Consider the following 20,571-nt stretch of genomic DNA (forward strand, 5'->3'; position numbering starts at 1 on the left):
TTTAAACGTTTAAGCAAGCATACTTTCAAAAAGGGGTTGATCAACACCTGAGAAGTTCACTTAATAGACTCCCAAGTGAGAGGCTCTCCTGCTTCCAGCCTCCTTTTCGCCAATCTGCCAAGTAAAGTATCCAAAAACTTTGGAGCCAAGCCATATCCTGGCCTTACACTGCGAACATTCTCCCTCGTAATTGGCGCACCTGCGGCGATCGGCTCACACACATACAGCGACCGCCTAAACTGCGCATTCCCCTTCTCACTCTCAGACCGCCCAGTCTTGACCTTTCCCAAAGCCGACCAAGCTATCTTGGTTTGTTTACACAGGGCTTTCAGGTCTGCCGGTTCCAAAGAAAAACTGTCATCTGGCCCACCTCCGTTCCGGTCCAGGGTGAAGTGCTTTTCAATCAAAGCCGCACCGAGTGCGACGCTGGTTACCGCCGTAGTGTTATCGAGCGTGTGGTCAGACAGCCCGGTCACAAGACCATGGCGCTCAATCATTGCGGGTATGGTGCGCAGATTGTATTCGTCCGCGGGTGCAGGATATCCGCTTACACAGTGAAGAATAGCCAGCTCCTTACAACCCCCTTCACGAGCGGCTTCAATGGCCTCGGCCACCTCCTCGGCGTTGGTCATGCCGGTTGAGATGATCATCGGTTTGCCGGTACCGGCCACGTAGCGGATCAACGGCAGGTCGATGGCCTCGAAGGAAGCAATCTTATAGGCCGGCGCGTTCAGGTCTTCCAGCAGGTCTACTGCAGTATTGTCAAACGGTGAGCTGAAGATCGGGATACCCAGCTCGCGCGCGTGCTCGAACAGCGGTTTGTGCCACTCCCAGGGCATGTGCGCCTCCTGGTAGAGCTGGTACAGGGTTTTGCCATCCCAGAGGCCACCACGAATCTGAAAGTCTTCGGAATCGCAGTTCAGGGTGATGGTGTCGGCGGTGTAGGTCTGCAGCTTGACGGCGTCTGCACCGGCCTTTTTGGCCTCTTCGATAATCCGCAGAGCGGTTTCCAGCCGGCCGTTATGGTTCGCAGACAACTCCGCGATAATGTAAGGAGGCTCGTCAACGGCGATGCGGCGGCCCGCAATCGTAATACTTGGGTTGGTCATCTCAGATTCTCCTCAACGATTCTTGTCCCATTCGTGTTTCAAGAGCCCGAAACACACAATGTCATGATACCGGTTACCATCAAAATGCTGCTGCCGCAGCACCCCTTCACGGGTAAATCCCAGCTTCTCGTGGAACCGGATGGACCCTTCATTGTATGCCAGGGCCTGGCCGCACAGTTTGTGCAAGCCAAGCGTGTCAAAACTGTAGTGCAACGCCAGCCGGCCAAGACGACCGCCGGTACCCTTTGGTGCCTCCGGGGCATTGTAGAAGCCCCAGTCTGCAATGCGGCTGTCGCCCGCCACGGTAATGTTCATAAAGCCCAGCGGTTGCTTGCCTTCCTCGTAAATGAGCAGATGGCGGTTGCTGTCTTGCTCGCATCGTTTGAACCAGCGCCGGTGCTCCGCCGGGGAAATCTCGTGCTGGGTGTACATGAAACGGCGCACGGACTCGTGATTCCGCCACGCCAGTACGGGCACCAGGTCATTGGCCGTCATGGCACGGAGGTTACCGACAGACGCTGCCATATCAGAATACCCTCTTCCCTTCGGTCATGGTCGCAATGGCGGCAACCACCCGTTCAACCCCGCGGCCGTCGACAATTGCAGCCGCCTGGCCGGCCATCTGCTTTACCCGCTCTGGATTGGCAGCCAATGCCCCCACCAATTCCGGCAGATGGGTTTTGATCTTGGCCGGCTCATCGATCAACAGCGCCGCCCCGGCTTTTTCCAGATTGGTGGCGACGGTTCGCTGGTTCTCTGCCAACACCACCATAACGCTTGGCAATCCGAGACAACAACGCTCCCAGGAGGTCGCCCCCGCCGCGCCAATGGCAAGATCCGCATTGGCCATGCGATCCGCCATATCCGACACGCCAGACACCACCTGCGTTGGCCAGGGCATGGCCTTCGCGGCTGCTGCCACGGCGTCACGCCAGGGCGCGGACGCTCCCATTACCACGGTTAGCTCGGTTCCCGGTGCTAACGTTGCTTGTGTCAGCGCTGACAGAATCTGCCCAGTGGCGTTGTCTTTGTCCACGCCGCCCATGGTGACCAGAATGGACCGAACGGCACCCTCACGCCTGCGCCGCAGGCTGTGGTCCCGCCGGGCGGCGAATTCCGGCCTCAGCAGTGCGTAATCGGAACCGCACAGGGCCTGGCAACCGGCTGGAATCAGGCTTTGATAGTCCGCAGCGGCTCGGCCCCAGGTCTGGTCGAGAAGCAGATCGCAGCTGTGGGGCCGCTCAGCCAGGTCATCCATGGCCAGAATCCGGATGGTTTCACTGCGGAACCGGTCCTCCCAGGCCCGCCCCAACGCGTAATGGTCAACCACCAGCCAATCAGGGCGGTATTCGTCAATCAATGCCACGCAGTCGTCGGCATCCTGTGCCTCGGTGGTGCCCAGCCAGCGCGCATAACCGGTCAGGTCTGGTTCGTTGCGCGCTGGCAGCTCATCAACCGAGTAACCCCGGCCGCGGATGGCATCGGCCAAATGCCCCGGGTGCAACCGCGTAATGAACCGCACCGCATGGCCCGCTGCCGTTAAGGCATCTGCCAGGGTGAGGCACCGCATTACATGGCCGGTGCCAATGTCTGTCGACGCATCCCCCCTGACCAGAATGTTCATACCGCGCCGGCGTTCGCGGACACCATGGCCTTGAACAGCCATTCCGCCCGCTCCCAGTCTTCAGGTGTATCCACATCCTGCACCCGATGGCGCGGCAGAATCACCGGCCGGGAGTGCGGCGCGAAAATCGCCTCACCGTTGAGCCAGGCGGATGCCTGGCCCCAATAGAACTGGCCGGCGTCATGCCAGGCCTCTTCCAGATCCTGGGAACGGGCGTTCAGGTGTTCTGGATACAGCATCTCTACACCACCCTGTTCGCTGATGCGCAGCGCCCGCTGGACGGGAAATGGAAACGAGGTAACGGAGAACGCATACTGCGTACCGGGTTCCTGAATTTTTTCCAGGCCGGCCCTCAAATCGGCGGCCTGCACAAACGGCGCGGTGGCGTATATACAGCAGGCCAACGCCACCGGTTGATGGCGGTTCTCCAGAAACTCCACCGCATGACGAATCACAGGCACGGTGCCGGTGTAGTCGTCCGAGAGCGCTGCCGGGCGCAAAAACGGCACCTCAGCGCCGGCTTGCTGGGCGACATCCGCGATCTCCTGATCGTCTGTCGACACCAGCACCCGGTCAAAACAACCCGAAGCAAGCGCCGCTTCAATCGACCAGGCAATCATCGGTTTGCCGCAGAACGCTTTGATGTTCTTGCGGGGAATGCGCTTGCTGCCCCCTCGGGCCGGTATAATCGCGACGTTCATGGGGTTCATGGCATTACAGCCCCAGCGCCTTGTCCAACGCGGCAACCACCTCGTCCTGCTGAGCGTCTGTCAGGCCTGAATACATGGGCAGGCTGATGGCCTCCCGGTAATAGGCTTCTGACTCCGGGAAGTCGCCCGGCTGGAAACCCAGATTCTGGTAATACGGCTGGGTATGCACCGGAATGTAATGCAAGTTAACACCAATGCCCAGCTCGCGAAGCGATTCGAACACCTGGCGATGGCTCCGATTGATGCGGCTCAGATCCAGCCGAATCACATACAGGTGCAGCCCAGAATAGGTATCTGGCAATTGCCAGGGAGTGACCACAGGCCGGTTAGCGAGCAGATCGTCATAGCGACGGGCAAGCTCGTGGCGCCGGGCGACAAAGTCATCGAGGCGCTCCAGTTGTGAAAGCCCCAATGCGGCTTGAAGCTCTGTCATACGGTAATTAAAGCCAAGATCAACCTGCTGGTAGTACCAGGGGCCGTCGGGCTCATGGGTCATTTTTGCCGGATCGCGAGTAATGCCGTGGCTGCGCAGCAGCTCCATGCGCTCGGCCAACTCTTTGCTGTTGGTCAACGCCATGCCGCCTTCGGCGGTGGTGATGATCTTGACCGGGTGAAAACTGAACACCGTGATATCGCTATAGCGGCCATTGCCCACGAACTCGTCCTGATACTTGCCTCCGATGGCGTGGGAGGCGTCTTCGATCACACGAAAACCGTACCGCTGCGCCAGCGCGTGAATCTCGGCCATGTCACAGGGCTGGCCGCACAAATGCACCGGCACTACGACTTTCGGAAGAGTACCTTCCTGCTCGGCTTCTTCCAGCTTGGCCGCCAGCGCTTTCGGGCATAGATTGTAGGTTTTCGGGTTTATGTCCACAAAATCCACGGTAGCGCCGCAGTACAGAGCACAGTTGGCAGAGGCCACAAACGTGACCGGTGAGGTCCACAGCCGGTCACCGGGACCTAGGCCCAAAGCCGCACAGGCCACATGCAGCGCAGAGGTGGCGCTATTCATTGCCAGCGCGTACCCTGCGCCCACGTGGCTGGCCACTGCCTGCTCAAAACGCGGCACGACCGGCCCCTGCGTCAAGTAGTCCGATTGCAGAACGGCTGTTACCGCATCAATGTCTGCTTGTCTGATGTCTTGTCGCCCGTAGGGAATCATGGCGTTAAATGCTCCCGATTTTTTCCCGGTTGGCTTCAATCCAGGCCTGCAACTGCTCGTCCGTCATCCACTCGCTGTTGTTATCGCTGGAGTAGACAAAACCATCCGGCACTTTCTTACCGTCCTTGATACGCTTGGGACAGCGAGCCCATTCATTGATGGTGGGAAGAATTTTGAAGTGCTCAGGGTACTCGTAGGTGTAATAGGCGTCTTCAGAGCTGATCATCTGCTCGTGCAGCTTCTCGCCAGGCCGAATACCAATTACTTCCTGCTTCGCTTCCGGTGCCACTACGCGAGCCAGATCCGTCACCTTCATTGAAGGAATCTTCTTTACATAAATCTCACCACCTTCCATGTCGTCAAAGGCATGCCATACAAGCTCTACGCCTTCTTCCAGGGAAATCATGAAGCGAGTCATCCGGGGGTCTGTTATTGGCAGGGTGCCTTGGTCCTTGATGGACATGAAGAACGGAATTACCGAGCCACGGGAGCCCATCACGTTGCCGTAACGTACAACGGCAAAGCGGGTGTCATGGCCGCCAGCATAGGAATTACTGGCTACGAACAACTTGTCGGAGGCCAGCTTGGTGGCACCGTAAAGGTTGATGGGGCTGCTGGCTTTATCTGTAGAAAGTGCAACCACACGCTTGACCCCTTTGTCGATACAGGCATCGATCAGGTTCATTGCGCCGTCTACATTGGTTTTGATGCACTCAAACGGGTTGTACTCAGCAGTGGGCACGATTTTCGTGGCAGCAGCGTGGACTACGTAATCTACGCCATCCAAGGCGCGGTAAAGGCGATCTTTATCGCGAACGTCGCCAATGAAGAACCGCACGCGCGGGTCGCCCTGAAACTTTTTAGCCATCTCCCACTGTTTCATCTCGTCCCGGGAGAAGATGATAATCTTCTTCGGGTTGTAACGCTCCAGCGTCATCGGAATGAATGTGTGGCCAAATGAGCCCGTGCCCCCGGTCACTAAAATGGTTTTCCCTTCGAGCATAGTATTTACCTTTAGATCAGAGTATTCCAAGTTGTTGATGCGAGATGATGCACGCGGGTCAACGCGGGTCAACGCGGATCAACTACACCGCGCGTGTCCAATAGGCGCTGATCCATGTTCAGACTCATTTTGAGCTGCTTCCACTCTTTATGGTCCACTAACAGAATCACGATATTGGCATCAAGAGCAATTTCCAGGGACGCCAGCCTGGCATCAAAACGACGCAGATCCCCAGGCAGTTGATTGATATGTGGCTCAACCACCATTACCTTTCCAGGAAAGTCTTCAGCAATCATCTGAGCAATCTGCAGAGCAGGGCTCTCTCGCAGGTCATCGATATCTGGCTTGAACGATAGCCCAAGGCAAGCGATCGAGAGTTCATCACGACTCACCTGGCCACTGCCGATCAGTTCCGACGCCAGCCCCCTGACTTTGCCACACACCCACTCTGGCTTGCCGTCGTTAACCTCGCGTGCCGTTCGAATCAGCCTTGCTTCTTCTGGACTGCCACTAACGATAAACCAAGGATCAACCGCTATGCAGTGGCCTCCAACTCCTGGCCCCGGCTGCAATATGTTAACTCTGGGGTGTCGATTAGCCAGACTAATCAGCTCCCAAACATCTATGCCCTGTTTGTCGCAGATGATGGAAAGCTCATTAGCAAAAGCAATATTCACGTCCCTGAAACTGTTTTCAGTCAGTTTACACATCTCTGCGGTGCGTGCGTTGGTCAAAATACACTCACCTTCAACAAACGATCCGTACAGCTCTACGGCTGCCCGGGAACAATCCGGGGTCATACCGCCAATAACCCTGTCGTTATGCACCAACTCGCGGAGGATGTGACCAGGCAAAACGCGCTCCGGGCAGTGGGCGATCCGAATATCCGAGGCGCTTCCAACGCTCTGCGGAAAACTCAGATCCGGACGAGCGTCGGCTAGCCAGTCGGCCATTTGTTCTGTGGCACCCACTGGCGAGGTAGACTCCAGAACCACAAGGTTCCCTTTCTCCAAGACGGGCGCTATGGATTCGCAAGCTGCCTGAATGTAGGAAAGATCCGGTTCATGGCCGGCCACCCCTTTCTTGAACGGCGTTGGTACCGCAATTAGGAACGCGTCCGCCGGCTCAGGAGAGGTTGAGGCTCGAAGATATCCCTCTGAAACCGCCGCATGCACCAACATGTCGAGATCGGGCTCGACTATATGAACCTCGCCCTGATTGATCAGATTAACTGCCTTGACATTGATATCCACGCCGAGCACACGCTTCTTCCGTGAGGCAAAAACGGCCGCGGTTGGCAACCCGATGTACCCAAGACCGACGACAACTATATTTTCAAAACTCATCTCTGGCTCTTTAAAAAGGTTTTGAGACTGGTGACGATGCGGGCACATGCTTGGCCGTCGCCATAAGGATTCTGAGCTTTCGCCATGGCTTCATAAGCTTGTTGATCCGAGAGAAGCATCCTAAGCTCTGCCTCGATTCGGGCTTCATCAGTTCCAACGAGACGGACTGTTCCTGAGCTCACAGCCTCCGGTCGTTCAGTCGTGTCTCGCATAACCAGAACAGGCTTACCCAGAGAAGGCGCTTCTTCTTGTATTCCCCCGGAATCGGTGAGAACGATTGAAGAGCGGTTCATCAAATAGACGAATGGCAGATAATCCGTTGGCTCGATTAGGTGAACGTTCGACTGCCCTTTTAACAATCTGTGCACCGGCTCCAGCACGTTGGGGTTCAAATGCACTGGGTAAAGGAAGTCCACATCCGGCCTGGCTCTCGCAACTCGCAAAACCGCATTGCAAATTCGATCAAAGCCGCCACCAAAGCTCTCTCGGCGATGGCCAGTAATGAGCACCAAACTCGCCTCATCACGCAGCATTGGAAAACGATGGGCAAGATTTGCTCTCAGCTCCGCATCAAGCGAGAGGCGCTGGGAAATATCCTGCAGGGCATCAATCACCGTGTTGCCAGTTACAAGAATTTGCTCTGTCGGAATATTCTCAGCAAGAAGATTCTGCCTTGCTGTATTCGTGGGCGCGAAATGCAAAGTAGCCAAGGCCGCAGTGAGACGCCGGTTCGCCTCCTCAGGCCAGGGTGAGAATACGTTACCGGTTCTTAGACCGGCCTCAATGTGACCGACTGGAATGCGCTGATAGTAAGCGGCGAGCGACGCCGCAAGGGTAGTCGTTGTATCGCCATGAACAAGTACAATATCTGGCTGATCTTCCCGAAGCACGGGATCGAGTTTAGTGAGAATAGAGGCCGTCAGGTCGGAAAGACTCTGGCCAGGCTGCATGACGTTTAAGTCGTAATCCGGTCGGATCTCAAATAAATCCAGAACTTGATCCAACATTTCCCGGTGCTGACCCGTGACACAGACTTTTCCGTCAATGCAGTCATCCTCATAGATGGCTTGCACTAACGGCGCCATCTTGATTGCTTCCGGCCGCGTGCCGAAGACGATCAAAGCCCTCATTCAAGACCTCGATTTGCTCCGGCCAAATATTGGTTCCCTGAAAAATCCGTTGTAAACATTCAAGTAAATGACCGTTTCATGAAAAGGCGCGGAGTTTAGCACAGCCGTTGAGCTTTTTGCCTGCGGCTCCGGTTCTCTTTTGATTAATAGAGAAACCGAACGTTACTGGGAGCGGCACCCCTTGAGCCGGAATCAAACACTTCCCCGTCGCTTTCACACCATACCCAGTCTTCGATTCGTTCATGCGAGGAATACCCTATCGACGCATCCTTAAGGGTCTCAATGATTCGGGCGCAGTCGAAGGAGCGACTTGCAGCATCAAGGCGTGACAGAAGTTTTTCGACATCCTGCCATGACAACGCCATCTCATGCGCCATCATAATCCGCGGATGCGGCGTACCTTGCGGATCATCGCCAATCAGCAACTCCTCGAAGAGCTTTTCTCCGGGCCGCAACCCCGTGTAGACAACCCTGACATCCCCTTCCGGATGTTCGTCGGTCTTTTCACTGAGGCCCATCAGGCGGATCATCTTTCTGGCCAGATCGGCGATCTTGACGGGTTCCCCCATATCCAGAACAAACACTTCCCCGCCCCGGCCCATGGCTCCGGCCTGAAGAACCAGTTGGCTGGCTTCCGGGATGGTCATGAAATAGCGGGTGATGTCTGGATGGGTCACGGTTACCGGGCCGCCATCGCGAATCTGGTCACGGAAGAGGGGCACAACCGAGCCGGAAGAGCCCAGCACGTTGCCGAATCGCACCATGGAAAAAATGGTTTCTGTCTGGCGGCTGGACAGGCCCTGGAGGACCAGTTCGGCCAGGCGCTTGGTTGCGCCCATGACGTTGGTCGGCCGTACCGCCTTGTCGGTGGAGATCAGCACGAACCGCTCTACGCCGGCCTCAATGGCCGCCTCTGCCGCGTGCCAGGTGCCAAACAGATTGTTCTGCACGCCTTCAATCACATTGTGCTCAACGAGCGGCACGTGCTTGTAAGCGGCGGCGTGGTAAACCACTTGTACGCCGAAGGCCCGCATTACGCGCTCGCAGCGTCGATGATGGCAAACGCTGCCCAGCACCGGATAAACGCCCACACCCAGATTCTCTATCTGGTTGATGTTGCGCAGTTCTCGCTCAATGTCGTAGAGGCCGAATTCACTCTGCTCGAAGAGCACCAGGGCCTTGGGTTTGTGGCGCACGATCTGACGGCACAACTCGGAGCCGATGGAGCCGCCAGCGCCGGTTACCATAACAACCTTCTGATAGAGGCTTTCAGCCACAATGGCGACATTGGGTTGCACGGAATCCCGCCCCAAGAGGTCTTCCACGTCCAGGTCGCGGATGTCATTAATGCGGGCCTGGCCTGCAACCAGTTCAGACATGGACGGAACCGTCTGTACTGGCACAGCGAGTTCCTCGAGACGCCTGATCAGGCTTTTCCGGTCTACTCGTCCGTCATCTTCCAGTGCCAGAAAGATTCTCTGGATGCCCTGTTCGCGGACGGCCCGCTGAATATGCGTGACGCCATACACCTGCATACCCGCGATCAAGGATTTGTGCTTGCTTCCGTCGAAGGAAACAAAACCCATTGGTCGGTACTCGGTGCCTTGGATAAGAGCCGATGCAAGTTGCATGGCCTTTGGCCCGGTGCCAACAATAAGTACCCTGCCCTTCGCTTTTTCCCGAGGCCGGTTGATGAGCCCCCGAAACGCAAAACGGGTCCCGGCAACCAACATGAACACAAAAGCACCGTAGATAACTGGCACGGAACGGGGAACAACTGCCTGGAACAGATAGCCGTAGATGATCAGTGAAATACCGGAGATTGCCACTCCGGTCATCATGACCATCAGTGCTTTCTCGCTGATATATCGGATTACAGCCCGGTACAGTCCAAGCCGCGCGAATACGAACAGGGAGGTCAGCACGGTGCCCGCAAACACCAGCTGTTGCTTGTGGTTGGGCAGCCAGGAGTAATTTTCATACCGCAGTGCGTAGGCTGCCCATAGCGCGGCAACGATGAATATGGTGTCGGCCACGAGCGAGACGAGCCGCTTCTGAGGCCGAGGCAATTCGAACAGGCGGTGCTTAAAGAAATTGAAAATCTGGCTCATAATCCCTCATACACGGGCAAATATCCGTATCAATGCATTACTCTGTCACCTGCACCCTTTCCAAGCGCGGTGAACAGGATCAACCTGAAGTATTGTCGGCAACCCAAGTCATTCAACATTTGATGATCCGTTTTGGCAAGAAGGGCCGGTGTTGACATATCAATTCCCTGGATCTGCGCCAGGCCTGTGATTCCAGGGCGCGCCTCAAACACACCGAGGCTGTCTCTCTCGGCGATCAACTCCTGCTGAATCGGCAGGCATGGGCGGGGCCCAACCAGGCTCATATCACCTTTGAGCACGTTCCAGAGCTGAGGCAACTCATCAAGCTTCGATGCTCGCAGAAAACGACCAAACGGCGTTATGGCGCCAGCATCCACCAGATGCGTGGCGACCGAGTCTGTTCCCGCCTTCATGGTGCGGAATTTGGTAAGGACAAACGGCTTTCGCTTCCGACCCACTCTTGTCTGACGGAACAGTGGGGAGCCGGTGTCGATAAAGCCGATAAAAAGCAGGATCAAAAAAGCTGGAAAGAGGACAATCAAGCCCACCAGAGACAATGTAATGTCGAAGAACCGAAGCACCGCTGCCATACACGTTGAAATCCGCCAAAAAACTTCGCGAAGTATACCAGATGAGGAGCCAGTGAAACGTTGCGTTTACGAAATTCAACCTTCATTTTGATTCTTAAAAATACCAATCCCCGGCAGCAACGAAATAGGGATTCAAGGGATGTTCTTTGCCATAAAGCAAGGGCGTGCCGTCCAGCTTTCTTACGTTGCCCCCGGCTGCCAGCAACACGGCATGAGCCGCCCCGGTATCCCATTCTGAGGTTGGGCCGAGCCTTGGATAAATATCCGCGTGCCCTTGGGCAATTCGGCAGAATTTAAGGGAACTGCCAGCCTGGACAAGCTGGTGCTCACCCAGTTTTTCGATAAATTCTCTCGTCTCCGCATTTAGATGATTCTTGCTGGCCACTACCCGCTTCAAACGCTTTGGTTCTGCAACCTGAATTCGGTGTGCGCGCCCAGTTCGATCCCGTAGGTAGGCACCCTCACCCTTTGCGCCCCAGAACGCCTCTTTCAAGGCAGGCGCGGTTACCACCCCCAGCACAGGCTCCCCATCCTCGATCAAAGCGATGTTGACCGTGAATTCGCCGGTTCGCTGCGTAAAATCCTTGGTGCCGTCGATGGGATCCACCAACCAGAAGCGGCTCCAGTGTTTTCGATCCTCCCAGGGAATTTCCCTGCCCTCCTCCGACAGAATGGGAATGTCTCGACTGATGCCTCGGAGACCGCGAACAATAATGTCGTGCGCTGCGGTGTCGGCGGCTGTGATGGGCGACTGATCTTCTTTGTAACTCACTTTGAAATCAGTCTGATAAATTTGCAGGACTCGCTCGCTGGCCTCATCAGCAACCTTTATGACGTCGGGGAGAATCGAGGCGAAATCCATAAGATGCGTTTCCTGCTTCAGATCAAAACGTTATCAACTATGATAAGTCATAGTAGCATTCAGCACACGAACTGCGAGAGGAATGGCACCATGTATCTTCGCTTCCTTGGCGGAACCGGAACGGTTACCGGCTCGCGCTACCTGCTTTCCGATGACAAACATCGGCTGCTCGTAGACTGTGGCATGTATCAGGGCGTAAAGACCCTGCGGAAGCGGAACTGGGCGAAGTTTCCGGTGGATCCTGCAACGATTGATGCGGTGGTTCTGACGCACGCCCACATCGACCACTCGGGTTATCTGCCAGCGCTGGTTAAGAACGGATTCAAGGGCAGGATCTATTGCACCAAAGCAACCCATGAGTTGTGCGGGGTACTGCTGCCGGATGCCGGTTTCCTCCAGGAAGAGGACGCCAAGTATGCGTTCCGAAAAAAGTTCTCCAAGCATGAGAAACCCGAGCCTCTCTTCACCGAAAAAGACGCCCGGGAAGCACTGAAACACTTCGAGTCCCTGCATTACCACGAGACTTTCGAGCCCGTGAAAGGCTTCCAGGTAACCTTTACACCAGCAGGACACATCCTCGGCTCGTCCTGCGTGCATGTCCACCACCGAGAAAGCGCCCGAACGGTCGTCTTCAGTGGCGATGTCGGGCGACAGAACGACATCATCATGCGGCCTCCCGAACCCCTTCAGAAAGCCGATGTACTGATATGCGAATCCACCTACGGCGACCGGGCCCACAGTGATATAGACCCCGAGGCCGAACTGGCCAGCATCATCACGCGAACAGCCGGCCGCGGCGGCATCGTCCTTCTGCCTGCCTTTGCGGTGGGCCGCGCCCAGATGCTGCTGTATGTGATTCACAAGATCATGGGCGAAGGCAGAATCCCGAAACTGCCGGTGTTCCTCAACAGCCCCATGGCGATCAAGGCGACGGAGATCTTCTGCAAACACCACAAGGAACACAAACTCAACGCCGCGCAATGCGAACTGATCGACGACAAAACAGAGTTTGTTCGCACGGTGGAAGAATCCATCGAGCTCGATGCCGTGCGTTACCCCTGCGTGATTATTTCTGCCAGCGGCATGGCCAGTGGCGGGCGGGTACTGCACCACCTGAAAACCCTGCTACCCAACCCACGCAACAGCATCGTGTTTGCTGGCTTCCAGGCCCCCGGAACCCGTGGCGATGCGCTGGTGAATGGCGCAGAATCCGTGAAAATCCATGGCGACTACTGGCCGGTGAAGGCTGAAATCCACAATCTCGACTCCCTTTCCGCCCATGGGGATTACAATGAAATCCTTGCCTGGCTGGAGCAGGGCACCCTGAAGCCCGAGAAGGTGTATGTAACGCATGGAGAGATGGTGGCCAGCGATGTTATGCGCAAGCGTATTCGGGAAAGGTTTGGGTGGGATGTTGAGGTGCCGGAGTTGGGGGAGGAGGTAGTGGTCTAATAAGCGAAGAGGCCCGCCTACCAATGTTCACAAAACGATCAACAAGTGCTCACTTTCCGAAGCACAAGTCTCAGACCGACCTCCTTTGAAAGCCAAATCCCAAGTGCAGACAGGATAACGGCAAGAACAACTGACCAATATGGGGTTACATCTTTCAGAGTGAGAGCCAAAATAACAAAAACCAGAAATCCGAAAACGTTGGAACAGACAATAACCCGGTCCTCTGACAGAGCGTAAAGCGCATAATGTGGCATCATTCCGAATATTGAAAAAAGAACACCAATCAAAACAAAAATAAAGAGAGGCCAATTTTCAAAATATATCGGATAAGGAAGAAAATAAAAAATCAATGGTCCCAAAGCCGAAGCACCGAAAAACATTAGCACTGAGAACATTACCGTTTGTTGCCGAAGCAAATTCAATGTTTTCCGGAATCCAGACCAACTTGAATCTTTAGACTGAGCAATCAGCTTTGGATAGAGAAAAGCAAAAACGCCAGCATCCAGGAAAGTCAACATCGCTCCGGCCATACCGATATAGAGGCTGTAAGCTCCGAGCAAATCTTTACTATTAAATGCCTCAAAAAAATATCGATCAAAAGTTGTAACTCCTCGTAGCGCTAAAGAGGCCAATAGCAACGGTATGGCTACAACCACACCCTTTTTAATCCATCCAAAATTGAAGTTGCTTAGGGAGCCTCGCCAATTCATCGACCATAAATAAAATGCACACAAACACACACTTAAAGATGATCCAAAAACCCAAAAACTCAATACAGCTTCAAGGGTTCTAAAACCGGGAAAAATAGACATTAGTGGAATAATAAAAAGAACCCAACTTGCTTGCCGGGTGAAAGTTAATATGCTTGAGAATACTGGCCGTCCCGCAGCAATCGCCAACCGTGAAACCTCTTGGCTTATATGTTCGAGAACAATTAGCAGGGCTACGAATCCCGAAGTCCACCATGGGAGAAGCCCAAAATGGAAAACTAAAAGTAGAGCGGGCAGAAAGATCAAGTAAAGCGAAAGGAATAGGATACCCTCAGAAAAAAGGTATCTTGGCCAAAGTTCAATAGGTTTTCCGACAAGGAACCGCAAACTAAAAGTGTAGAAGTCTAACCCAACAAAATATAAAGAGTATATTACAGAAACCGAAATTAACCCAAATAACCCAAGCTCTGAGGGGGTTAGATATATTGACAAAAATAGTATTAAAGAAAACCGAACACCAAGCGTGAGGCCACGTATAAAAACATTAATCGCTTGGGCATTAATCCTCATGTATCCCTCATAGCTTTCTCTGCATCGTCAGCAAACACCAACGAGATCTCCTTTCTAGAGATACTCAGATACCTCAACCTGTTTATAGAATCTTCTCCATGAGGAGGAGCCAGCACCATGGCTTGATTCCCAGAATCTTACATCAATTTCAGGAAAGAACGCTTTGATCAGGTGAAGGGCCGAACTTCTAAAACCAATGACCAACTTAAACATTATCCCTGAAAAAAAAGCTAGTTCACACGGAATATTATCGGGCAATATTCCATACAAATTCCCAAAATCTAATTCGCTCATATATTTATCCTGTCGACGTTCTCTGGGGTGGAACTTAAGCACCACCTTAAATCCATCTGAGAGTAATTGACGAAGCAGGAACTTCATTATGCTTATATTCTCAGCTGTGATTACTGGAAGAATCACCAGAGCTACCCTGTTGCTCCGAGGACCTTCAGGGTTGAGGAAACCCAACTGAGAAGCTAGACCTGACCCATTCCCCAGAACAAGCTGTTGCAAATCCTTTCCCTTGGCGACCTCAGCCGTTACCAAAGAAGGGCAAGCAGCAAACACTTTATGAATGCGAGAGTCCGCACCAATCTTTCTCTTTGGACTCCACCAGGTGCCATAGAGCAACTTTCCTAACCAAGTATCCACTTTCGATGACCGAAATTCTCCTCCGACGTCATAGATTGCAACACCGTCCTCACCTAGCCAAATTGGTGATCCATTACGACTTACAACGTGGATTGCAAATTGATCTTCAACTGCGACATCGTTGAAGATCAGAAGACGTTCATTGCCGCTTGCGATTTGCGCACGCTTTAAAAACTTTAAGTTTGCACGCCTCCTGAGCAGCCTCGACGCTATATTTCTACAGCCTTGAGATCCGGGCAGCACCACCAGCCGGGCCGAGATGTCACTAGCGATTCTGCGCAAGAATTCATAATCAATGTTGGCATCAGATATAAAGAAAAGCCGATTGGTCGGGTTAGGCACACAGATAAAGGCAGCCAGCAGACAGTGAAGTGGCGTGTGGCAGATGATAACAGTACCGACCTGTTCCTTAGCCTCAAATCTCATTCACTTTCAGCCTTGCTTTAACACTATTCATGCGCGCCCCATTGTTAATTCCCGATAAATTTCAAGATACTTTCCTACGACAACCTTTGCATTGAAAAGAGTTCTTGCTCGTGATGCCGCAGCTTTGCTCATCTCACTATGCAAGTTTGGCGTATCGGCCAGTTTCATTACAGCTGACACAAAATCCTGAATTTCGTCCTGTCTACAAAGTTCGCCTGTGACGTCCTGCACTACGACTTCCGGCAGTGAGGAGGAATTGGAGCACACAACTGGCAAACCCGACGCCATCGCCTCCAGCACGGAAAGCGGTAACCCTTCAAGGCGCGAAGGAAATAGCAGGGCGTCAGAGTTGCGATAAAGCGCAGCAACCTCTTCTTCATTGTTGATGTAACCGAGCGCTATCATGTTTTCAGGAATATCATCTTTTACATGAAACCAGTCCGGCGTACCCGTATATCGCAACTCAAAGCCAGCACCCAACCGACGCATGATGTGAGGCAGAAGATCGGCCCCTTTTCGTCTGCTTAAGTTACCAACAAAAAGGAGCCGGAAGGGCCGACGTTTAAAAGCGTCATCGGAAGGAAAGAATCGGTCGGTATCCACCCAGTTCGGAATGACTTCAATCTTGGTGCTGCCGAAACATGTTCTCGCGGAATTAGCTGTATAGGCACTTACAGCCGTTATCTTTGAAGCCCTTTGGATTGCCTGCTTCTCCCGCTGGAAAACCCAAAGTCGATGATAAGCTCTCTGAGCAACCGACTTGTACGGCATGAGGTTCGAATCATGCACACAAGAATGCAGAGTTACCAACGTTGGCAGACTCGTATCGTAGAACCGCTTGTGCAACCAGGAGTTGATATGCGTAACGGTTGCCCACTCTGGCGGCGCCGGAGCTTCAACTGTCCATGGCAGATACTCAGCGTGAGGGGGCAGCCAGGTGATCTCGGCGCGAACACCTAAAGAACGAAGCCTTTCAACCAACGACACCGTAAATCGATCAACCCCCGTTCCGGCCCGGATGGTCGGGAACCATACCCCAACTGGTCTATTCACCTGCTACAATCACCTTCTAAGAGCTCCAATAAAATATCCTCGTAACGCCCTGCCACCGCTTCCCAATCGAAACGCTCCTTTATCCGCGAACCGGACTCTCTGGCCCCCTCTTCGAAGTCAGTCAAATCACCAAGAATCTCAGAGACGGCAAGTGCTATGGCATCTGAATTTTTTTGCGGAACGGTGATCACACCATCCAACCCATCTATGACATCCCTAGCAGCAGGTATATCAGAGACCACAGTGGGGCAACCGCAGCCAATTGCCTCAACCAAAACCAGCCCAAGGCCTTCTTGATCTCCATTAGCAGCCTCAACAAAAGGGGCAACGAAAACGGCCGCCTCCCTGTAAAACTCTGGAAGTTCCTTATTACTCACTGGCCCTGCAAATTGTACTCTGTCTTCCAATCCCAACGCCGCCACTAGCTCTCTTGCATTTTGTTCTTGGGGCCCAAAACCAACTATCCTCAGAAACGCGTCTCTGTGGTGCTGCATTATCGTCGGCATTGCATAAATTAGGTATTCCAAACCCTTTTTTTCTACCAGTCTTCCAACAAACAGGATGCTGGCCCCACGCCGGGACTCCGCGGCGCCCGGATGGAAGTCTTGCCCTAAGGAAACGCCCATTGGCTCTACCATAACTTTTTCAGACGAGATGCCGAGCTGTTCGATCTTCAATTTCATTACAGTGCTTACGACCGTTATTCGTGATGCTCGCGTTAAAACAATTCGCTTCAAAAGATCAAACCATCTACCACGAAGGGCAAAGAGGTCGGCCCCATGAGACGTAACGAGTACGGGAATATTCCGCGACAGAACTAATTGAGAGATGCTAACGCAGAGACCTTGAGGTATCAGCCAGTGAGCATGGATTACGTCAGGTTTCAAGATGAGTAATAGCCGAAGAAGGGCAAATATCTGACAGAGGAGAAATGCCGGAAGCAATAGAGCTTTCCATGGCTTTTTCTTCAGATTCTCGATCAAACCACCGTCACTAATCAGAGTTTCAAGCTGCTCAGGCGCATATCGATATCGAACTACATGAACAGAGTCCAATTCTTCTCGTGACTTGGCCCCGTATGATGAGGGGCACAGCACAGTGACATGGAACTCCCTGGTTAGCCGTTTACTGAGTTCATGAACAAAGCCTGGCTCATAGTCGCCTTTCCAGCGCGGATATGTTGATGCCAAGACGAGCAATTTAGGCTTTGGCATACATGCAGAGGGCGAGTTTCCGCTATCCATCTAATCACTATCTTTGTATAGAAGTGATGTTATTTGCTCCGACACCAAACCCACAAGGAAGACTATTAGCGCTGTCGTAAACATAAGCGCACTCATGTTTGTAAAGCGGCCCTCCGTAAAGTAAGTGTACCCGTAGTAAGATATCCCCAGCATAAAAACCCCAAAAGATACGGGAACAAACAATTTCAGAGGAGAATACAATGTACCAATTTTGAAGATAATGAGAAGAAATCTAATGCCATCTTGTATTGGTTTAATATGGCTTTTTCCACTTCGCCTCAAAACTTTTACAGGAACATAGGCGACGGAATAGCCTGCTCTAAAGAATGCAATTGTGGAGGTGGTGGGATATGAAAATCCGTTAGGCAGCAAAGACAAGAACTGCAAAAATTTTTCGCGCCGGACAGCCCTAAACCCAGATGTCAAGTCCGCTATTCTATGCCCCGTTACGTAACTCGATAAACGATTATAAAGGGAGTTTGCTAATAGGCGACCGAAACTCGCTTGGGACCTCGAATCACGCGATCCAACAACCAGATCGAACCCTTCTTCAATCTTGGACAAAAGCTTTTGAATATCCTCAGGTGAATGCTGACCATCCGCATCCATAAACACAAGTACGTCACCGACTGCGGCTCGTGCGCCGGTTTTGATTGCAGCGCCATTACCCTTAGAATAGGGATGAGTTATCAACTTTGCCCCAAGGCTCGATGCTATTTCTCCCGTATGGTCGGTCGAACCGTCATCTACCACGATAACTTCATTGATAAGTTGATTCGACACCAACGCCTCTATGACTTTGCTGATGCTGGATGACTCGTTCTTAGCGGGAATAACAACAGATACCTTGCGATTTTTCATGGTGGAGACACTCTATCGTTTACGTCGCTGTCCTCGCTGATGATATCGGCTCGGATTTCATCTATGTGCTTCTGATGCACGACTTCGCTTAATAGACCTGAGGTACGGGACTCCGCTTCCCGCAGGAGTGACAGAGCTTTATCAATTTCCCCCGCAAGACCATAATACCTTGCACCCAAAATGAGCTCATCAATGCTCACTCTTTCCTGACCTATCCGATTAACTGATTCTGCAGCTTGAAGCCACTGCCTCTGATCAGCTAATACAAGCGACTTTAAAACATGCAAGTTATTTCTATACTTGTAGTTTGGATTGTTCAAAAGAGCATGGATTGCATCAAGCAAGCTTTCCGTGCTTACACTTGGACACCTATCATTATTTGGCCGCTTCATCCGCCAGATTTCTTGTAAGGCAGACTCCGTGCCTCGATCAAAAGCCGCCGTTTCGAAAATGGCGATAATCTTAGATTCAGTCGGGACGGGAACCTCCGATGTATGACATTTCAGTAATAGGAGTTGCGCGTACGTACCTGCAAAAACCCCAAAATCTGAGTCCATGCTATACAAAACTGTAGCGGCACTCGCGTAATCTCCAATGCTCATCAGATAGGTCCCTATCTCCTGCCGAGCTCGCAATGAATTAGGGCGCTCAGTAAATGCTGCAATCGAGAAGGCTCTGGGATCTCCCCATACTCTGGCTTCAATAGCACACACAACTCCCAGCCAACCGACCCAGGATACAAATAAAACGAGCGCTACTTTTCCCTTCCACTGACTGGCTTGCCGTAGTTTCGAAAGCCAGCTGCCCACGCCAAGGACCAAAGCAATAATGAGTCCCACCGATGGTATATAATTTCGGTGCTCAAAATATAATTCAAGTGGAATAACAGTCGATTCCAGCACATGCCCAGCGAAGAAAAAAAGAATCCCGAGCGATAAAAATCTATCTTTACAGCTTAAAGCAACCAAATTGAGCGCCGCCAAGCCAATGACCGAAAACCCGACGAGCCAAAAATTTCTTGCCACTTCCTGAAAGGGATATCCGTCATTGTAAAGGTTGATTCGAGCATTGGTTGGAGCCAATACTTTTGAGAGATACTCCAAAACTATGACGCTTTCCGAAACGAGCCTCTCAGAGATAGAGAACTCTCTGTGCCCATATCCACCGAATATCTTACCCGCCAGAAGCAGATAACCAAAAACCAACGCCACCGGAAGCACCAAGAACACCAGCATCCATATCCGACTTAGAGGAGGTTTCAAGCTCGAAAATACTGAATACTCGACAGTAAGGATAAGCAGGCCCGTCAGAATCGCGGTTTCCTTGGCAAAAACCCCAAAATAACCGACTCCCACAGCCATCGACGCCATCAGGTATTCGAGTCTTGTCCATTTGTCGTGTCGCATTCTCAGATAGCAGTACCCAGCCAGCGCCACCAGAGTCATCGTACTCGACAACAGAGTCATTCGTTGTACGACATAGAACACGGTGCTCAGGTTCATCGGCAAAATGATCCAGACAAACCCGGCAGAAAGACTAAGGATTTCAAGAACGGTTGGACTGGCCTCTTTTGCCCAAACTACCTTTCCAATCAGATAAGCGAGCGCTGAAACCAGAGCGCCATTCACCAAGTGAATGAAAAGATTCACTAATTTGAAGGGAAAAGGATTTCCGGGCCAGTGCTCGGCCTGGAACAGGAACGATAGATACGCTATTGGGCGACCACTCCCGCCTACAGGAGTGTCAAGGAGATAACCGAGCGATGCTATGAAGTCTGTATTCGGTCCAGGAAGCCCGCTTAGGTTGGGATAGTCATCCAGATGAAAACCGCCATATAGCCCTGGCCACAGCAACCAAACCGCGACGGCCAGCAGGGCCAGACCGAATAAAAATATCTTGGATCTATTTGAGAGGTAATTTTTCAACACGCCACCATGAAAAAAGCCGCCCCATG

Annotated in this window: 18 protein-coding genes; 1 reads left to right on the plus strand and 17 read right to left on the minus strand. The window is 52.6% G+C overall.

The window, feature by feature from the left end:
* Window positions 1-56 precede the first annotated feature (56 nt).
* From pseI to cysQ, 11 genes are all read right to left on the minus strand, one after another.
* Window positions 57-1,109, minus strand: coding sequence for a pseudaminic acid synthase (pseI, locus tag BM344_RS04670; protein ID WP_091986548.1), 1,053 nt, complete (start codon window positions 1,107-1,109; stop codon window positions 57-59).
* A gap of 12 nt (window positions 1,110-1,121) precedes the next feature.
* Window positions 1,122-1,634, minus strand: a complete 513-nt coding sequence (pseH, locus tag BM344_RS04675) for a UDP-4-amino-4,6-dideoxy-N-acetyl-beta-L-altrosamine N-acetyltransferase (RefSeq protein ID WP_228143550.1) — start codon at window positions 1,632-1,634, stop codon at window positions 1,122-1,124.
* Between the two features lies 1 nt (window position 1,635).
* Complete coding sequence (gene pseG / locus BM344_RS04680; protein ID WP_208603375.1) at window positions 1,636-2,775, minus strand: UDP-2,4-diacetamido-2,4,6-trideoxy-beta-L-altropyranose hydrolase; 1,140 nt, start codon at window positions 2,773-2,775, stop codon at window positions 1,636-1,638.
* Window positions 2,730-3,434: a pseudaminic acid cytidylyltransferase gene (gene pseF, locus BM344_RS04685; protein ID WP_091986553.1), complete on the minus strand. Its 705-nt coding sequence runs from the start codon at window positions 3,432-3,434 to the stop codon at window positions 2,730-2,732. The genes pseG and pseF overlap by 46 nt, the downstream gene beginning before the upstream one ends.
* Before the next feature lie 13 nt (window positions 3,435-3,447).
* The gene (gene pseC / locus BM344_RS04690; RefSeq protein ID WP_091986556.1) at window positions 3,448-4,608 is read right to left on the minus strand and encodes a UDP-4-amino-4,6-dideoxy-N-acetyl-beta-L-altrosamine transaminase; all 1,161 of its coding nucleotides are present in this window, start codon (window positions 4,606-4,608) and stop codon (window positions 3,448-3,450) included.
* 4 nt (window positions 4,609-4,612) lie between these two features.
* Window positions 4,613-5,611 carry a UDP-N-acetylglucosamine 4,6-dehydratase (inverting) gene (gene pseB, locus BM344_RS04695; RefSeq protein ID WP_091986557.1) on the minus strand — a complete coding sequence of 333 codons (999 nt, stop codon included), beginning with the start codon at window positions 5,609-5,611 and terminating at the stop codon, window positions 4,613-4,615.
* A gap of 68 nt (window positions 5,612-5,679) precedes the next feature.
* Window positions 5,680-6,957 (minus strand): UDP-N-acetyl-D-mannosamine dehydrogenase, encoded by a 1,278-nt coding sequence (wecC, locus tag BM344_RS04700; RefSeq protein ID WP_091986560.1) that lies wholly within the window; start codon window positions 6,955-6,957, stop codon window positions 5,680-5,682.
* Window positions 6,954-8,087, minus strand: a complete 1,134-nt coding sequence (gene wecB / locus BM344_RS04705; protein ID WP_091986562.1) for a non-hydrolyzing UDP-N-acetylglucosamine 2-epimerase — start codon at window positions 8,085-8,087, stop codon at window positions 6,954-6,956. Before wecB ends, wecC begins: the two co-directional genes overlap by 4 nt.
* A gap of 143 nt (window positions 8,088-8,230) precedes the next feature.
* Entirely contained in the window at window positions 8,231-10,198 is a 1,968-nt protein-coding gene (locus tag BM344_RS04710) for a polysaccharide biosynthesis protein (RefSeq protein ID WP_091986565.1), read from the minus strand.
* Window positions 10,199-10,227: 29 nt separating this feature from the next.
* Complete coding sequence (locus BM344_RS04715; protein ID WP_091990794.1) at window positions 10,228-10,779, minus strand: sugar transferase; 552 nt, start codon at window positions 10,777-10,779, stop codon at window positions 10,228-10,230.
* Window positions 10,780-10,882: 103 nt separating this feature from the next.
* Entirely contained in the window at window positions 10,883-11,650 is a 768-nt protein-coding gene (gene cysQ / locus BM344_RS04720; protein WP_091986568.1) for a 3'(2'),5'-bisphosphate nucleotidase CysQ, read from the minus strand.
* Between the two features lie 90 nt (window positions 11,651-11,740).
* On the opposite strand from cysQ, the gene BM344_RS04725 reads away from it, so the two are divergent.
* Window positions 11,741-13,102 (plus strand): MBL fold metallo-hydrolase, encoded by a 1,362-nt coding sequence (locus tag BM344_RS04725; protein WP_091986571.1) that lies wholly within the window; start codon window positions 11,741-11,743, stop codon window positions 13,100-13,102.
* A gap of 38 nt (window positions 13,103-13,140) precedes the next feature.
* Here the strand turns inward: BM344_RS04725 and BM344_RS17495 are convergent, their stop codons facing one another.
* Genes BM344_RS17495 through BM344_RS04755 form a run of 6 tightly spaced genes read right to left on the minus strand, consistent with a single transcriptional unit; the run spans window position 13,141 to window position 20,542 of the window.
* Window positions 13,141-14,382, minus strand: coding sequence for an MATE family efflux transporter (locus BM344_RS17495; protein WP_139229626.1), 1,242 nt, complete (start codon window positions 14,380-14,382; stop codon window positions 13,141-13,143).
* A gap of 54 nt (window positions 14,383-14,436) precedes the next feature.
* Complete coding sequence (locus BM344_RS04735; RefSeq protein WP_091986576.1) at window positions 14,437-15,459, minus strand: polysialyltransferase family glycosyltransferase; 1,023 nt, start codon at window positions 15,457-15,459, stop codon at window positions 14,437-14,439.
* Between the two features lie 27 nt (window positions 15,460-15,486).
* A complete protein-coding gene (locus BM344_RS04740) occupies window positions 15,487-16,512 on the minus strand; it encodes a glycosyltransferase family 4 protein (protein WP_091986578.1) in 1,026 nt (341 codons plus the stop codon).
* The gene (locus BM344_RS04745; protein ID WP_091986581.1) at window positions 16,509-17,756 is read right to left on the minus strand and encodes a glycosyltransferase; all 1,248 of its coding nucleotides are present in this window, start codon (window positions 17,754-17,756) and stop codon (window positions 16,509-16,511) included. The genes BM344_RS04740 and BM344_RS04745 overlap by 4 nt, the downstream gene beginning before the upstream one ends.
* The gene (locus BM344_RS04750) at window positions 17,757-18,617 is read right to left on the minus strand and encodes a glycosyltransferase family 2 protein (protein WP_091986584.1); all 861 of its coding nucleotides are present in this window, start codon (window positions 18,615-18,617) and stop codon (window positions 17,757-17,759) included.
* Window positions 18,614-20,542 carry a hypothetical protein gene (locus BM344_RS04755; RefSeq protein WP_091986586.1) on the minus strand — a complete coding sequence of 643 codons (1,929 nt, stop codon included), beginning with the start codon at window positions 20,540-20,542 and terminating at the stop codon, window positions 18,614-18,616. Before BM344_RS04755 ends, BM344_RS04750 begins: the two co-directional genes overlap by 4 nt.
* Window positions 20,543-20,571: the final 29 nt, after the last annotated feature.

This window comes from Marinobacter gudaonensis (genome assembly GCF_900115175.1).
Taxonomy (GTDB): domain Bacteria; phylum Pseudomonadota; class Gammaproteobacteria; order Pseudomonadales; family Oleiphilaceae; genus Marinobacter; species Marinobacter gudaonensis.

Coding starts and splice junctions, on each gene's coding strand:
- pseI (WP_091986548.1), bottom strand. CDS start 1,109: ATGACCAACCCAAGTATTACGATTGCGGGCCGCCGCATCGCCGTTGAC.
- pseH (WP_228143550.1), bottom strand. CDS start 1,634: ATGGCAGCGTCTGTCGGTAACCTCCGTGCCATGACGGCCAATGACCTG.
- pseG (WP_208603375.1), bottom strand. CDS start 2,775: ATGGCTGTTCAAGGCCATGGTGTCCGCGAACGCCGGCGCGGTATGAAC.
- pseF (WP_091986553.1), bottom strand. CDS start 3,434: ATGAACGTCGCGATTATACCGGCCCGAGGGGGCAGCAAGCGCATTCCC.
- pseC (WP_091986556.1), bottom strand. CDS start 4,608: ATGATTCCCTACGGGCGACAAGACATCAGACAAGCAGACATTGATGCG.
- pseB (WP_091986557.1), bottom strand. CDS start 5,611: ATGCTCGAAGGGAAAACCATTTTAGTGACCGGGGGCACGGGCTCATTT.
- wecC (WP_091986560.1), bottom strand. CDS start 6,957: ATGAGTTTTGAAAATATAGTTGTCGTCGGTCTTGGGTACATCGGGTTG.
- wecB (WP_091986562.1), bottom strand. CDS start 8,087: ATGAGGGCTTTGATCGTCTTCGGCACGCGGCCGGAAGCAATCAAGATG.
- BM344_RS04710 (WP_091986565.1), bottom strand. CDS start 10,198: ATGAGCCAGATTTTCAATTTCTTTAAGCACCGCCTGTTCGAATTGCCT.
- cysQ (WP_091986568.1), bottom strand. CDS start 11,650: ATGGATTTCGCCTCGATTCTCCCCGACGTCATAAAGGTTGCTGATGAG.
- BM344_RS04725 (WP_091986571.1), top strand. CDS start 11,741: ATGTATCTTCGCTTCCTTGGCGGAACCGGAACGGTTACCGGCTCGCGC.
- BM344_RS17495 (WP_139229626.1), bottom strand. CDS start 14,382: ATGAGGATTAATGCCCAAGCGATTAATGTTTTTATACGTGGCCTCACG.
- BM344_RS04735 (WP_091986576.1), bottom strand. CDS start 15,459: ATGAGATTTGAGGCTAAGGAACAGGTCGGTACTGTTATCATCTGCCAC.
- BM344_RS04745 (WP_091986581.1), bottom strand. CDS start 17,756: ATGGATAGCGGAAACTCGCCCTCTGCATGTATGCCAAAGCCTAAATTG.
- BM344_RS04750 (WP_091986584.1), bottom strand. CDS start 18,617: ATGAAAAATCGCAAGGTATCTGTTGTTATTCCCGCTAAGAACGAGTCA.